Genomic DNA, 13,845 nt, shown 5'->3' on the forward strand with positions numbered 1-13,845 from the left:
TTCCCGCCCGCTCCGCCAGACCGGCTCATCCCTCCCGCGAGGACGAGCTTGCCATGAGCGCCTCGCAGGCCGGAAGGATCAGCGTGAACGGCGTGGAGCTCGTCGCCGACCTCTCCGGCGTGGCCTTCGAGCCGGAGAGCGCCAGCCTGCTGGTAGCCGATCTGCATTTTGAGAAGGGCTCCGCGCTCGCCTCGAAGGGCGTGTTCCTGCCGCCCTATGACACACGGGCCACGCTGTCCCGGCTCGCGGCCGCCATCGCCCGCTACCGGCCCCGCCAGGTGATCGCACTGGGCGACAGCTTCCATGACAGCCAGGCCGGCCAACGCATCCACGCCTCGGACGCGGAGGCGCTGACGGCCCTGGTCGCCAGCGTCGACGCTTGGGTCTGGATCGAGGGCAATCACGATCCGGCCCCGCCGCCGCGCTTCGGCGGGCAGGTCACGAGGCAGATGACACTCGGGGCTCTCACCCTGCGCCATGACCCGTTGCCGGGCGAGCGGCCGGGCGAGGTCGCGGGCCATCTCCATCCGTGTGCCAAGGTGCGCGGCCGTGCCGGATCGGTGCGCGCGCGCTGCTTTCTCAGCGACGGGTCGCGGCTCATCATGCCGGCCTTCGGCGCCTATACGGGCGGGCTGAACCTGCGCGATGCAGCGTACGCGCCGTGCTTTACGATACCGCCCGACGCCTGGGTGCTGGGCCGAAGCAAGGTGGTGCGCGTATCCGCCCGCCGCTGCCTGCCAGACTAGCCGGGCCGATCGGCCGACGCGGTTCGGATCGGCATGCCCGGGCTGGCCTCGCGCGTGTTGAAATTGCGGATCACTCTGTAGGTGATCTGGAGATTGTCCGCCTCGATGACCTCGATCAGCGCGCCGCGATAGCCGATCTCGCGCGACGCGGTCAGATCGTAGCGGGCGGCATTGGCGAACGCGGGCCGGGCGATGTCGCCGTCAAACTCGCGATAGGCCATGTGGATGTCGGATCCGCTGCGCCCGGAATAGATCAGCGTCTGCTGGAAGGCTCGTTCATGGGCGATTGCCCGGCTGGTATAGCTGAACTGCGGATACTGGCAGGCCGACACGTTCAGGATCGTGACGACACACAGCTGACCGTCTTGCGAGGCGCGGATGGAGGCGGCCGGGTCGACGATGAAATTCTTCGTGAGCGCCCCGATTGCAGCCGCGCCGTCGCCTGGCTCATCGCCAAACCGGTGGAAGGTGCGCCCTTCCTCATCGCTACCGGTTTGCGGGTAGAAGCCGCCATGCAGCGTATAGCCGGAAATGCTGACACGCCCCGGCAAGTCGATGCCCGCAAGCTGGACGATATTGCCCTGGGCCAGCATGGGCTCGCCGACAGCCACCGTCACCCTCTCGCCCAGCGGGGGATGGCTGAAGGCCTCCTGCGCCGGCCGGTAATCGTATTGCGGTGTCGTGCAGGCCGTAGCCAGCAGGCCAACGCAGGCCCAAGCGGCACGCAGGCTCATCGAATATCCCCCGGTAGCAACCGAGGACATTATTCACCTTCTACGAGAAAAACCGCAAGAAGACTCGCCCTAGAAAGCGAACCCGGTCCGGATCCACGCCGCCGCGAACAGGCTGAGCACCGCGCCCACGGTGAGGATAAGGCGCAGGGGATCATACCATCCCGGGAAGGTGGCACCGCGGATCGCGCTTCGGTCCCAGAGATATTGAACCAGAAAGCCCGCCATCAGGAGAACCCACCCAGCGAGCTCTCCATTGAACGGCAGGTTCGGACCGTTCCAGACCTGGATGATCACGGCCAGCCAGCCGGAAAGCGACAATGCAATGGCAAGGATGAGGATACCGGGACGCGGATCGTCGCCGTGCAGGACCAGCTCTCCGCCCCAGCGGGACCCGGCCAGGAAGGACAGGATGACCGCCGCGTAGACCGGCAACCCGACGGCCGCCTGCAGGGCGAGCGGTCCGCCGAGCGCCAGAGCGATGGCGCCGCCCACGAACGGGATAAGTCCACCAAACCCGAGAATGATGGCGGAGGCGGGAGCGTCTTTGAGCGTGGACATGATGAGCGTCCCCTGTCTAGCGGCGTCGGAAAATCTCGGCTGCGCCCCATCCGCTGACGACGGCCAGGATGACAGCCACCAGACCATAGGCGAGCGGGGAGTTATGAGCCATCTCGTAGATGAGACGTTCGATGCCGGCCTTCTCAACCCGCAGCGCCACACGGCGCGAGGCAATCGGCTCTCCGTCGCGGAACAGGTAGACATCGGCCTGGTATATCCCGACAGGCGTTCGCGGCGGGAGGCGGACTTCGGCAGAGAACAAGCCTCCCTCGATCAGCTCCACCCCGTCTGACGCTTCGTAGTATAGCCCGTCGCGGTTCTTGATGCGCACCAGGGCCTCGCGATAGTCGACGATCTCGGCTCCCAGCGTCGATACGCGCACATCACTGACACCGAAGCGGGTTTCCAGGCTCTCGGTTTCCGGCGCGGACAGATAGACGTGACCGGTGCCGAGCGAGTTGCGCCGCAGGGCAGAGAAGCTCGCGAACTCAGAAAGCGGCGCCGTCGCGGCGACCGCGTAATATCCAGGCACGCTCTCGAACCGGATCGGTGCCCGGTTAATCCATATGCCCAGCGTGCGCACTTTCTGCATCACGCGAACGTCGCGCGCGGGCCCGCGTACGGCGATGGCGATGTCGTCACCTTCCTCAAAGCCGCGCACGGCGCCATAGAGCGTGATCTCGGCGCCAGCGAAGTTCGATCGGATCTGCACCGTTTCCTCGGTCAGGGCCGCCAGGATATCGGCCGGGGGCGGATCTCCCTCAGGCGGCGCGCCGTGCGCTGCAAATGCGGCCCACGCCGCCAGCACTACAGCCGCAAACAGATGACGCAGATACCGGGTCATGTGGCCTGCCCCCCGGCTTCGATGATCTCGTAGAATTCGTTCGGGGTCGCGACCAGGCCCCACGCCAGGGCCAGGCACACGGCCAGAACGATGATGGCCAGCGCGGCGCGCAATTCCTCTGCCTTGACCTTCGCGCCCGCACGCGCGCCCAGCTGCGCACCCACGACCCCGCCGACGATCAGCAGGAAGGCCAGCACGATGTCCACGGTCTGGTTCTGTGCCGCCTGCAGGAAGGTCGTCAGGGCGGTGACGAAGAGAATCTGGAACAGCGATGTTCCCACCACGACATTGGTCGGCATGCGCAGCATGTAGATCATTGCGGGGACCATCACGAAGCCTCCGCCCACGCCCATGACGGCAACCAGTATGCCGACCAGGAGACCGATCACGATCGGCGGGATGACGCTCATATACAGCCCCGAGACCGGAAAGCGGGTCTTGAGCGGCAGGGTATCGATCCAATTGCGCTTGCGCCGGCCGCGGCGGGGCATCTGGCCGCCGCGCGCCAGCTTGCGGCGGACACGGATCGCATTGACGCTCTCGATGAACATCAGCGCACCGATCGAGCCCAGAAACCCGACATAGGAGAGCGAAATCACCAGGTCGATCTGACCCAGCCGCTGCAGCAGAGAGAAGAGGAAGACGCCGGAGGTCGAGCCGATCACGCCGCCCACCAGGAGTACCAGCCCCATCTTCACGTCCAGCGTCTTTCGCCGGAAATGGGCCAGCGCACCGGAAACCGAACTCGCCACGATCTGGTTGGCCTGGGTGGAGACCGCAACCGGTGGAGGAACGCCGATCAGGATGAGTGCCGGCGTCATGAGGAAGCCGCCCCCCACGCCGAACATCCCCGACAGGAAGCCCACCCCGATCCCAAGACCGAGCAGCAGGAAGAGGTTCACCGAGATTTCCGCGATCGGCAGGTAGATCTGCATCGCGCCGCCGCCCTACCGGGGCGCTGATTGTTCGAGGCGGGCGAGCAGGGCGGCATCCACCCGGCCGGTGGGGTCAAGCCCCTGATCGCTCTGATAGGCGACAATGGCCTCACGGGTTTGCGGTCCGAAATCCCCATCGGTCGGACCTGCATCATATCCAAGATCGCCAAGCAGGTCCTGAGCGCGGGCAATCAGGGTGAGGTCCTGGCCAGCCAGAGCATCGCGATCGCCAAAGCGTCCCTGAGCCGCGGGGTCGGCGCTTCGCGGCGTAAAGGCGTTGGCCACCTCTTCAGCGGCGTTCCGCTGCTCCACGCTGAGTTCCCGGCGCAAATCGGCGGCGCGCGTTGCGGCCGCCTCGTCCCCGTTGTCGGCTGCGATCAGGAACCAGGCATATGCGTCCGCCGGGCTTTCGGGAACGCCGTAGCCAGACTGAAACAGAAGGGCCAGATTGAACTGGCTGTCACGCAACCCGTGCAGAGCGCCCTGCTCGAACCAGCGAGCGGCCTGCTCCTGATTCTCCATGGTCGTATCCGCATTGATGAACATGGCCCCGGCCGCGTGCATCGCGCGCACATTGCCGTTCTGCGCGGCGCGGACCATCCAGAGCCGGGCCGCTTCTGCGTTGGCGTCCACGCCCTCGGCGCGCTGAAGCATCTGGGCATAGCGATACTGGGCTGCGGCAAGGCCCTGCTCGGCTGCTCGCCGCATCAAGGCCGCCGCATCTCCCATGGCGCCAGCTTCGAGGCGCTCGAGCCCGAGCTGATAGCGCGCCACCGGATCGCCGCCATTCGCCAGCTCTTCCAGGCTGGGCGGCGTGGCCTCCATTGACACCGGTTGCACCCGCGCGTCGGGTTGCGGACGGCTGGACTGCGGCTCCTGCACCGGTTCGACTCCGGCGGTTTCGACGGGCTCGGGCTCCGGCAAGCGCTCGGCATCTGCCGGTAGTGTGGCGTCATCGGTGGACGTTTCCCCGGCGCGGCTCGTCCCCGCCGGCTCGGCCGGGCTTTCGATACGCACCGGTTCCGGCGGCCGGCTTTCGGCTTCGGCGGAAAACAGCGAATTCAGCGCATCCGACGAAGCCGGACTTGCCGTGCGCGCCACACGTTCGCCAGACAGCGTATCGAGGATCAGCAGTCCTGCCGCGGCGCCAATGATGAGGAAGCTCAGCACGCTCGCCCCGATCAGGACCCAGCGCCCCCGACCACCTTCTTCACGGTCGGACGCTTCGCCGGGCGCATAACGCGGCAGCTCGGGGGCCTTCGCACGGCTGGTCCGCGCAGTATTGCGCATCGACGCCAGGAAGTCGGCATCCGCTGTCGCGCCCAGTACGGCCGGTTTCCTGGGACGCGCGTCCCGCGCCATTTCTTCCGGCTCCGCGTCGCGCTTGCGCCCCGGTGCAGGCTCTGCGTCCACGACGAAGCCGTCGTTTTCCAGATCGATGTCGAACGGGTCTTGCTCCCGGCGGTCTTCCGCCACACCGGGCGGCAGAGGCAACGGAGCCTTGCGGCGCTCGGCAGGAGCCTCCGGTTCGGGCGCAGCCATCGTGTCTGGCTGTTCAGCCGGCTCCGCGGCCTCGGTGCTGGCGACGGGCCCGCCGGCCGGTGCACCGCTTTCGATCCGTTCCAGACGGTCTGCCAGGGCCGACATCGCCCGCTGAACGGGGGTCAGCGCGTCAGCCTGTTCGCTGCGCGCCATGTCGAGGCGGTCATGCAGCTTGCCCATCGCCTCGTCGATACGCTGCGCTGTGCGCGTCTCGGAGGCATCGATGCGGGCCTGCAATTCCTCTTCGCGTTCAGGCGGCCGCGTCTGCATTTTCTCGACCACCTGGGCCATGCGCTCGCCGGCGGCCTGAACGGCGCGGGCGGAGCGATGTTCGGCTTGCTGGACCCGGTCGGCCAGTGAATTGCCAAGCTTGGCGACTTCCTCGCCCATCTTGCGAACCGCATTCGCGTTCTCTTCGCGCACCTGATTGAGCTGGGCTTCGATCACGGCCTGGCTCTCGCTCGTACGGCGGCCGCGCTCGGCATCGACCAGGCGGCTTTCCAGGCGACGGTCGGTCTCGTCCAGGCGCTTTTCCATCGCGCGGGCGAGCTTGCCGATCTGGTCGCCGATCCGCGCGAGCTGGTCTGATTGGCGCTGTTCGGCTTGGGAGATACGCGCTTCCGCGTCGCGCAGCGCATCCCGCATCTCCTGGGAATTGCCGCCGCGCGCCACTGTGTCGATTTGCCGGGCAAAATCGGCGCGTGTATCGCGAATGACATTGGCCAGTTCGCCAGCCAGCGAATCGAAGCGGCGCTGAAACACGTCCTGGCTCACGGTGTCTGAGGCGCCTCCCTCCAGGGACTTCAACCGGCTTTCCAGCTGCTCATGCGAGCGGCCGAGCATTTCGGCAGCCCGGTGGGTAGCGCCTTCGGCGGCGGTGAGCCGCTGCTGCAGGGTGCGCGTCGCATCGTGAAGCGCGCTGACTTCCTCACCACTGCGCCGCAAACGGTCCTCGACCATGTCACGCAGGGCGGAGTCTTCACCGGACAGCTTGCGTTCCGCATCGTCGACGCGCTGAGCCAGCGACTTGATCGTTTTCTCCGATCCATCGCGGCGGCGTTCTTCCTTGAGCGCCAGCGTATCGAGTTCGGACCGGATCTCGTTTTCGGTCTCGTAAAGCCGGCTTGCCAGCTTGCCGAGCGCATGCTCCACGGCGCGCACCGCTTCCTGACCCGATGCGCCGGGGCCGGCCTTTTCAAGCTTGCGGATGCGCTCCAGGAGTTCGTCCTGAGCCGCCCTCGCACGAGACAAGGCCTGCTCGACCTCGCCGCCATCCTCCTCATGCTCGTCTTCGAGCGCTTCGAGGCGGCGCGACAGGCCGAGAACGGCCTGGTCTACTCCGGAGAGGGCCAGCGTGGACCGGCGTTCGGATGCCTCGACCCGGGTGGCCAGCCGTTGAACGATTTCCGCCAGTTCGGTGTCTTCGTCGCCACCATCGCCGCCGCCGAAGCCGGGAAAGGCAGAGAGCTGGTCGTCCCATCCGTTCGAGCCTGACGGTTCGTCATCCAGGATGACGCGATTGAGCCATTCGCCCAGAGTCATACCGTCCCGGCGCGCCGCCGACTTGGCGATGGCGCGGGCGCGAGGGTCGATACCCTTAACGCTCCAGGGATTGCCGGACGGTGGCATGGCTGCGAATCGACTCCTGCTCCTTACGCCAGCGTAGCGAAGCCGTAAATATTGTGTAAACGCTCTAAACGGATACTAGATGTGGATATCCACACGCATCCGCCGGTTCACGGCTCACTGTGACGTCTTAACGATAAAAGCAGGTGGTGCGGTTAAGGCGGGGTAAAGCTATTAACCCGGTGTCAATCGGGGTTAAGCCCAAAAGCAGCTGGAAAATAAGCAGGCGCAACGTCTTCGATTCGCGCCTTGAGCTCAACCGACTGCTGTAGAAGCGGCGTCATATCCCGTCCGGGCAGGGCCGAACCCAGCTCAAACAGGGTAAACGCCGTTTCCGGCGAGCCGGCGACAAGAAAGCGCTCACCCAGATACCAATACGTATCCGGAGCCAGGGGATCGAGGACGATCGCCTCGGCCAGAAGGCGCGCCGGGTCGAGCTCCTCGTGAGCCTCGAGACCTTCGCGCCCCCAGGCGACAAGCTCGTTCGCCACGAGCGTGCGCGCTGCGGCGCCGGCCCGGTCCTGGCGCGAAAGCGAGGGCCTCAACGCAGCGATAGCGCCGGCGTGATCGCCGCTATCGACGGCGGCGAGCCCGGCCGCGACACGTTCGAAATCCGCATTCCCAATGCCTTGTGCGCGCAAGCCGCTCATGCTTGTGCACGCCAGGCGCGCAGACCCGATGGTCGCCGTGGGGCACGGACCGAAATGGTGGGTTTCCCGGATGGACAGCAGCAGGGCGCCGGCCAGATCCCCGGCTTCGCGCAGGCTCTCGATGTCATCCATGAACGTGATAGGGCCGGGCGTGTCGCCCGCCTCGCCGCGCACTGCCTCCAGTACGGCGGGCCAGAGCAACTCCTGAAGCAGGTCAGGGCCCGGCAGGGCTACACTATCGCCGGAAGCAAACACGTCCGCATTGGGGACCATGTCCGCAGACTCGATCGACCAGCTCTCCTCTCGCCCCTGGGGGCTATCCGGACTGTAAATCACAAAGGACAGCGCACACGGTGCCCGATCCTGGTCCAGCAGGGCGGCAGAGACGGTCGGATGGACTGGCGCAGCCCGGACCAGCCAGGCGTTGAAGGCCGCCGCCTGGCTTTCGTTCAGGGCGGGCGAGTGGCAGGTGCCGAAACCGATCCGGGTTACCGTTTCATCGCCGCGAACAGCGGTCAGCGTGTCGTCCGCCACACTCAGCTCGACATCTGCCTCGCGCGCGCTGATACCCATCGCCGCCTCGAGCCAGAAGCGGTCCAGTCCGACCACGTCTGCAAAGTCGATCTGCTCGCGCATGCCCCGGTCCGACAGCGCGACGTAGACATCCAGATTGCGCCGAGCCAGAGCGTGGGTCGCCAGATTGCTGAAGGTCTCCGCCTCCCGGTCGAACTCGACCGTGCGCTCTTCGGCAAAGTCGTACAGGGTCACCGGCCCGTTCCCCTGTTCCAGCACCCAGTCTTCCCCCACCAGGACCGTCAGTTCGCCCTCGACGCGGGCGCCTCCGCCGAGATCGGTCCGGCTCATCGCCACGGTCATTTCACGTGCAGAGCCAAAGCCGCCGCGTGCCGCGATATAGGCCGGTCCGCTCATCTGAGGCGTAATGGCGCTATTTGGCTCGTGCACGACCGGCTCGGTCGTCTGAGCTCCGGCCGCCGGAGCGCCAAGGCCCGCACACAGGAGACCGGCAGAGCACAAAGCTGGCAGGCAGGAGGCGAGTCGCATGACGCAATCCTTCAAATGGCGATGTCGACAGGGGAACCAAGGAATAGGGCAGGCTCATGACCTGGTGAAAACGAGGCTGGGTCAGCTCGACAGATGCAGGACGATCTCACGGGTGTGGGCGGCAAGCCGATGCTCAAACAGGTAGAGGCCCTGCCAGGTTCCCAACGCCAGGCGCCCGCCCGTGACCGGTACGCTCAGAGAGACGGGTGTCAGCGCCGCCTTGATGTGCGCCGGCATATCGTCGGGACCTTCGGCGGTATGTCGCAGCCAGGACATGGCCGGATCATTCCCGTCCGGGACCAGCCGGCGGAAAAACACGTCCAGGTCCCGGCGCACATCCGGATCGGCGTTTTCCTGGATCAGCAGGGAGGCCGAGGTATGGCGAACGAAGCACGTCAGCAGTCCATCGCCGGACGCGACTGACCTGACGAAGGCCGAGGCCTTGTCGGTAAACTCATAGAGGCCGGGCCCGCTGGTGGAAATCTCGATGCGTGACTGTGCCATGCGCCCTCCCGGCCGAGGTCTGATCTTTGGAACCCTGTGTACGGCGCGGCCGTTGGATTCATTCCACATATTCGCGGACACGAGGGCCCACCGTCATGAGAGTGCTTTACATGGTTTCCCTGATCATCGTCATCCTGGGCGCGCTCGCCTGGGGCTTGATCGGGTTGTCCAACTTCAATCTCCTCGCGATGTTCGGCGCGAATAGCTGGATCACGACCCTGATCTACCTGCTGGTAGGCGCTGCGGCCATTGTCGTGGCCCTGTTCGCCGCCAAGGTGCTCTCACCCGGCGGTGAAAGCGAATCCCGGCCCGAAGCCGCAAATCCGCCCGAGACGGGCCCGACCACACCCGCGACGCCGGCCGCAGGCAAGCCGCGGGTTGGCGGCACGCCTGCCGGTACGGGCCCGGGCAGCGACCCCAAGCAGCCGCCGACAACCGGTGCGCCCGGTGCCGGCCCCGGCGGGACGGCCTAGCCTCCAGGCATTGGACGACGTCATGAAAACGCCCCGGTCATCGCCGGGGCGTTTTTCTGGCCTAGAGCCCGTTCAGCTCCCAGCGCCGGACCGGTTTCGCGTAGCCGCCCGAGCTCTCGTAGAGCCCTTCGGCCGCTTCGGTCTCCGAGCTGGTCCACATGAGGAATGTCGCGGGGCTTTCGCGGACATCCTCGATCACGGCCTCGAACAAAGCGCGCCCGGCGCCCTCACCGCGGCCCGCCTTGCCCACGCACACCTCGGCCAGCCACGCGCCAGCGCCGCCATGGCCGCTATCGTAATAGGCATGCCAGACCGCATAGCCGATCGGCTCGCCATCGGCGCGCGAGGCAACCAGCACGTGGAAACTCGTGTCCTGCCCGAACAGGGTGCGCTTGATATTCTCCGGTGTGCAGTGCTCGGTCGAGTCGCCGACCACCTCGTTGAGTTCGCGCGAGAGGCGGGCGATTGCGGGCGCATCCTTGGGACGCGCGGCCTTAATGGTCAGTTCTGACTGGCTCATGGGATTTCCTTTGCTTCGATGGGCGGCCGCGAGGGCCGCTGCAACTTATTCGGTCGGCGCGTCTTCCGAGAGCAGATCGCGCGCCGGGGCTTTGCGGCGTTCTTCTTCGACACGGTCGGCCAGCGAAGTGTCGGGCGCCACATCCGAGGCTTCGCCGGTCTGCGCGTTGGCAGGCTCGTCCGGAGCCCTCGCGGCCGGTGTCGCGGGCACTCGCGCGGGAGGAGCCGCCGGGACTGCGCCGCTGTCGATGCGCAGGCGATAGGTCGGGTCTGGCAAGGTGAAGCCGGCCTGGTCCAGCGCCGCCTTGACCGCCGCGATCGCCACCGAGCGCGACTTGAAGAAATCGGCTGCGGTCTGATCGATCCAGCCGGCGAAGAACAGGTTGATCGTGGAATCGCCCACCTCGCGTATGACTCCGGCCGGATCCGGTGCCGTCAACACGAAGTCCAGGGCCTTCAACGCGGTCAGGCCGGTCTCTATCGCGGACATTGGATCGTCGTCCGGGTCCACGCCCAGAATGAAATCGAAACGGCGCTCCGGATTGCGGGTGTAGTTCAGGATCACCGCCTTGAAGACGAGGGCGTTGGGCAGACGCAAATGGTTGCCGTCGAGCGTCATCAGCACGGTGGCGCGCGAGGTCAGCCGGATCACCCGCCCCTCCTGCCCGTCTATCACCACATGCTCGTTGGGCCGGAAAGGCTGGCGGACCGAAAGCATGATCGAAGCGATGTAGTTTTCGATCGTGTCCTTGACCGCGAAACCGACGGCCAGACCGATGACACCGGCCGCCCCCAGCAGCGCGCCCAGGAAGGCCGTGGCGTCCAGCAGGGTCAGGGCCGAAACCAGTCCGAAAACGAGGAAAAGGCCGAAAACGGTCGTGCCCAGAAGCTCCGCGACAAAGCGGTTGGGTGCGAGCACGCGCCAAAGTCCATCCCAGCGGCTCAGGAGCCAGCCGGCCAGTCCGAGCACCAGAAACAGCGCCACCGCAAGCGCCAGCAGCGGGAAGAAGCGAACGAGATCCTGTAGTGAGGTCTCCAGCTCGCCCACGGCCGGAGCGACGCGGGTGGCGACCGAGACGTCACGCCCGATCCGGTTCTCGACCGTCACCACACCTTCCACGCGGTCTGCGAGCGCCTCGGCGCGGCTGGCCGCCTCGGCGGTCACGGTTTCGCCCGTCAGGGTCACGACACCCGCCTCGACATCGATTTCGACGCCGGACAGACTTTGGATTTCACCAAAGATGGTCTCGATGCGCCGGGCGATCGCGGCGTCCGAAGGGGCGTCGGTCTCCAGCTGGATTTCGCCACCGGCCTCGCGTCCGCCCGTCTGCGCCCCGGCCGGGGCTGACAGCAGGGCAAAAGCGCAAGCCAGGAGTGCGGCGAAGGCAAGCCAGAAGCGGAGGGTTACACGGGTCATCGGGCAGAGCCTTGCGCAAGGCGCATGAAAAGGGAAGTCGCCGACGGAGCTAACGCCGGCCGGCGGCTTTCGTTTCGCCGCCGGCGAAGACGAAAAAGCCCCGGCTGTTCGGGCCGGGGCTTCATTCTGTGTGCAGCGCGTTTGCCTAGCTATCCAGGAAAGAGCGCAGCTTGCGGCTCCGGCTGGGGTGTTTCAGCTTGCGCAGCGCCTTGGCCTCGATCTGACGGATCCGCTCCCGGGTCACGCTGAATTGCTGGCCGACCTCTTCCAGCGTGTGGTCGGTATTCATGCCGATGCCGAAGCGCATGCGCAGCACGCGCTCTTCACGCGGGGTAAGCGAGGCGAGGACCAGAGTGGTGGTCTCGCGCAGGTTGGAGTGGATCGCCGCATCGATAGGCAGGACCGCATTCTTGTCCTCGATGAAATCGCCCAGATGGCTGTCTTCCTCGTCCCCGATCGGGGTTTCGAGCGAGATCGGCTCCTTGGCGATCTTCATCACCTTGCGCACTTTTTCCAGCGGCATGGAGAGTTTCTCGGCCAGCTCTTCCGGGGTCGGCTCGCGGCCGATCTCGTGCAGCATCTGGCGGCTGGTGCGCACGATCTTGTTGATCGTCTCGATCATGTGCACCGGAATGCGGATGGTGCGGGCCTGGTCCGCGATGGACCGTGTGATGGCCTGACGGATCCACCAGGTGGCATAGGTCGAGAATTTGTAGCCGCGGCGGTATTCGAACTTATCGACCGCCTTCATCAGGCCGATATTGCCTTCCTGGATCAGGTCGAGGAATTGCAGCCCGCGATTGGTGTATTTCTTCGCGATCGAGATCACCAAGCGAAGGTTGGCTTCCACCATTTCCTTCTTGGCGACGCGCGCCTCGCGCGCGCCCTTCTGCACGGTGTGCACGATGCGGCGGAAATCGTCGACCGGAACACCGGACTCTGTCGCCAGAGCGGCAATTTCCTCACGGATGGCGGTGGCTTCGCGCTCTTCGCGCTCGGCGAATTTCGCCCAGGCTTTCGACTTGGCCGAGACTTCCTCAAGCCAGTTCGGGTTCAGCTCGTTGCCGTGATAGAGCTTCAGGAACTCGCCGCGCGCCACGCCATGCGCTTCGGCCATGCGCAGCAGCTTGCCTTCCAAACCCACCAGACGCTTGTTGATTGCATCGAGCTGTTCGACCAGAGCCTCGATCCGCGCATTGTTGAGATGCAGCGAATTGAGGTTTTCCACGATGCTTTCGGACAGGGTCTCGTAGTTCTCGCGGTCCTTCTTGGTCAGGTCCTTGCCTTCGAGACGCTGGGTGACAAGCTTGTCCTGCAGGCGGCGGAAATTCTCGAAATCGCTCGCCACCGCGTCCAGCGTTTCCATGACGCCGTCGCGCAGTTCAGCTTCCATCGCAGCGAGAGAGAGGTTCTGGCCCTCCTCGTCGTCTTCGTCCTCGTCGCCGTTCTCGCCCTCTTCGGACTCAGTGTCTTCGGAGCCTTCCGCTTTCTCGGCGCCGTCCTCGTCTTTGGAAGCCGCTTCGGCCTTGCGAGCCTTTTCCGCCTCGGCGGCCTTGGCGCCCGGCGAGCCGGGTCCGCCGGTTTCCGAATGGTCCGGCTTGGTGCCGCCATAGGTGGCGTCCAGATCGATGATGTCGCGCAGCAGGACCTGGCCCGACTGCAACTCATCGCGCCAGACCATGATCGCTTCAAAGGTCAGCGGGCTCTCGCACAGGCCGCGGATCATCGCGTTGCGGCCGGCCTCGATGCGCTTGGCGATGGCGATCTCGCCCTCGCGAGACAACAGCTCCACCGAGCCCATCTCGCGCAGATACATGCGCACCGGGTCATCGGTCCGGTCCTGGGCCGCGCCGGTATTCTGACCCGCTACAGCCGTCTTGGACTTGGCTGCGAGAGCCGTAGACTTGGACTCGTCCTCCTCGTCGGACTCGTCCGCGCTGTTGTCGGTGTCCTCGAACTCCTCTTCGCTGTCGACGACCGTGATACCGATCTCGGACAGCTGGGAGAGGATGTCTTCGATTTTCTCGGAGGAGAATTCTTCGCTGGGAAGAACCTTGTTGAGTTCGTCGTGCGTGACATAGCCGCGTTTTTTCGCGGTCTTGATCATCGCCTTGACCGACTGATCGGTCAGATCCAGCAGCGGCCGGTCTTGCGTTTCCGCAGCAGCGCTGTCGGTCGTGTCGGTCGATTTCGTCATTAGTGAATTCAGCTCCTCGAGCCTTGCCCGCAAAAGGG

The 13,845-nt window shown here is 65.6% G+C and carries 12 protein-coding genes; 2 read left to right on the top strand and 10 right to left on the bottom strand.

Features of this window, described 5'->3' with window-relative positions:
• Positions 1–53 precede the first annotated feature (53 nt).
• Entirely contained in the window at positions 54–746 is a 693-nt protein-coding gene (gene pdeM, locus E5162_RS06880) for a ligase-associated DNA damage response endonuclease PdeM (protein WP_135944293.1), read from the top strand.
• On the opposite strand, the gene E5162_RS06885 is transcribed toward pdeM, so the two are convergent.
• The 7 genes from E5162_RS06885 to E5162_RS06915 form a co-directional block, all read right to left on the bottom strand.
• The gene (locus tag E5162_RS06885; RefSeq protein WP_135944295.1) at positions 743–1,510 is read right to left on the bottom strand and encodes a hypothetical protein; all 768 of its coding nucleotides are present in this window, start codon (positions 1,508–1,510) and stop codon (positions 743–745) included. The genes pdeM and E5162_RS06885 overlap by 4 nt on opposite strands.
• A 39-nt stretch (positions 1,511–1,549) precedes the next feature.
• Positions 1,550–2,038 (bottom strand): DUF3429 domain-containing protein, encoded by a 489-nt coding sequence (locus tag E5162_RS06890; RefSeq protein WP_158291225.1) that lies wholly within the window; start codon positions 2,036–2,038, stop codon positions 1,550–1,552.
• A gap of 16 nt (positions 2,039–2,054) precedes the next feature.
• Positions 2,055–2,882, bottom strand: coding sequence for a TIGR02186 family protein (locus E5162_RS06895; protein WP_135944299.1), 828 nt, complete (start codon positions 2,880–2,882; stop codon positions 2,055–2,057).
• On the bottom strand, positions 2,879–3,817 hold the full coding sequence (locus tag E5162_RS06900; protein WP_135944300.1) for a sulfite exporter TauE/SafE family protein: 939 nt from the start codon (positions 3,815–3,817) through the stop codon (positions 2,879–2,881). Before E5162_RS06900 ends, E5162_RS06895 begins: the two co-directional genes overlap by 4 nt.
• Before the next feature lie 12 nt (positions 3,818–3,829).
• Positions 3,830–6,988 carry a peptidoglycan-binding protein gene (locus E5162_RS06905; protein ID WP_135944302.1) on the bottom strand — a complete coding sequence of 1,053 codons (3,159 nt, stop codon included), beginning with the start codon at positions 6,986–6,988 and terminating at the stop codon, positions 3,830–3,832.
• A gap of 182 nt (positions 6,989–7,170) precedes the next feature.
• Complete coding sequence (locus E5162_RS06910; protein WP_135944304.1) at positions 7,171–8,697, bottom strand: hypothetical protein; 1,527 nt, start codon at positions 8,695–8,697, stop codon at positions 7,171–7,173.
• 81 nt (positions 8,698–8,778) lie between these two features.
• On the bottom strand, positions 8,779–9,201 hold the full coding sequence (locus E5162_RS06915) for a secondary thiamine-phosphate synthase enzyme YjbQ (RefSeq protein WP_135944306.1): 423 nt from the start codon (positions 9,199–9,201) through the stop codon (positions 8,779–8,781).
• A 110-nt stretch (positions 9,202–9,311) separates the two neighbouring features.
• Between E5162_RS06915 and E5162_RS14945 the strand changes: the two genes are divergently transcribed.
• Positions 9,312–9,674 carry a DUF378 domain-containing protein gene (locus E5162_RS14945; protein ID WP_206751070.1) on the top strand — a complete coding sequence of 121 codons (363 nt, stop codon included), beginning with the start codon at positions 9,312–9,314 and terminating at the stop codon, positions 9,672–9,674.
• Positions 9,675–9,735: 61 nt separating this feature from the next.
• Here E5162_RS14945 and E5162_RS06925 read toward each other — a convergent pair whose 3' ends face one another.
• The 3 genes from E5162_RS06925 to rpoD form a co-directional block, all read right to left on the bottom strand.
• Positions 9,736–10,194 (bottom strand): GNAT family N-acetyltransferase, encoded by a 459-nt coding sequence (locus E5162_RS06925; RefSeq protein ID WP_135944307.1) that lies wholly within the window; start codon positions 10,192–10,194, stop codon positions 9,736–9,738.
• A 45-nt stretch (positions 10,195–10,239) separates the two neighbouring features.
• The gene (locus E5162_RS06930) at positions 10,240–11,610 is read right to left on the bottom strand and encodes a mechanosensitive ion channel family protein (protein WP_135944309.1); all 1,371 of its coding nucleotides are present in this window, start codon (positions 11,608–11,610) and stop codon (positions 10,240–10,242) included.
• A gap of 145 nt (positions 11,611–11,755) precedes the next feature.
• Positions 11,756–13,807 carry an RNA polymerase sigma factor RpoD gene (gene rpoD / locus E5162_RS06935; RefSeq protein ID WP_135944311.1) on the bottom strand — a complete coding sequence of 684 codons (2,052 nt, stop codon included), beginning with the start codon at positions 13,805–13,807 and terminating at the stop codon, positions 11,756–11,758.
• Positions 13,808–13,845 lie beyond the last annotated feature (38 nt).

The organism is Marinicauda pacifica, assembly GCF_004793635.1.
GTDB lineage: Bacteria > Pseudomonadota > Alphaproteobacteria > Caulobacterales > Maricaulaceae > Marinicauda > Marinicauda pacifica.

What these genes read in the sequence shown, in the direction of transcription:
- E5162_RS06885 (WP_135944295.1), bottom strand. Translation starts at nt 1,510, where the DNA reads ATGTCCTCGGTTGCTACCGGGGGATATTCGATGAGCCTGCGTGCCGCT.
- E5162_RS06905 (WP_135944302.1), bottom strand. Translation starts at nt 6,988, where the DNA reads ATGCCACCGTCCGGCAATCCCTGGAGCGTTAAGGGTATCGACCCTCGC.
- pdeM (WP_135944293.1), top strand. Translation starts at nt 54, where the DNA reads ATGAGCGCCTCGCAGGCCGGAAGGATCAGCGTGAACGGCGTGGAGCTC.
- E5162_RS06895 (WP_135944299.1), bottom strand. Translation starts at nt 2,882, where the DNA reads ATGACCCGGTATCTGCGTCATCTGTTTGCGGCTGTAGTGCTGGCGGCG.
- E5162_RS06925 (WP_135944307.1), bottom strand. Translation starts at nt 10,194, where the DNA reads ATGAGCCAGTCAGAACTGACCATTAAGGCCGCGCGTCCCAAGGATGCG.
- E5162_RS06910 (WP_135944304.1), bottom strand. Translation starts at nt 8,697, where the DNA reads ATGCGACTCGCCTCCTGCCTGCCAGCTTTGTGCTCTGCCGGTCTCCTG.
- E5162_RS06900 (WP_135944300.1), bottom strand. Translation starts at nt 3,817, where the DNA reads ATGCAGATCTACCTGCCGATCGCGGAAATCTCGGTGAACCTCTTCCTG.
- rpoD (WP_135944311.1), bottom strand. Translation starts at nt 13,807, where the DNA reads ATGACGAAATCGACCGACACGACCGACAGCGCTGCTGCGGAAACGCAA.
- E5162_RS06915 (WP_135944306.1), bottom strand. Translation starts at nt 9,201, where the DNA reads ATGGCACAGTCACGCATCGAGATTTCCACCAGCGGGCCCGGCCTCTAT.
- E5162_RS06890 (WP_158291225.1), bottom strand. Translation starts at nt 2,038, where the DNA reads ATGTCCACGCTCAAAGACGCTCCCGCCTCCGCCATCATTCTCGGGTTT.
- E5162_RS06930 (WP_135944309.1), bottom strand. Translation starts at nt 11,610, where the DNA reads ATGACCCGTGTAACCCTCCGCTTCTGGCTTGCCTTCGCCGCACTCCTG.
- E5162_RS14945 (WP_206751070.1), top strand. Translation starts at nt 9,312, where the DNA reads ATGGTTTCCCTGATCATCGTCATCCTGGGCGCGCTCGCCTGGGGCTTG.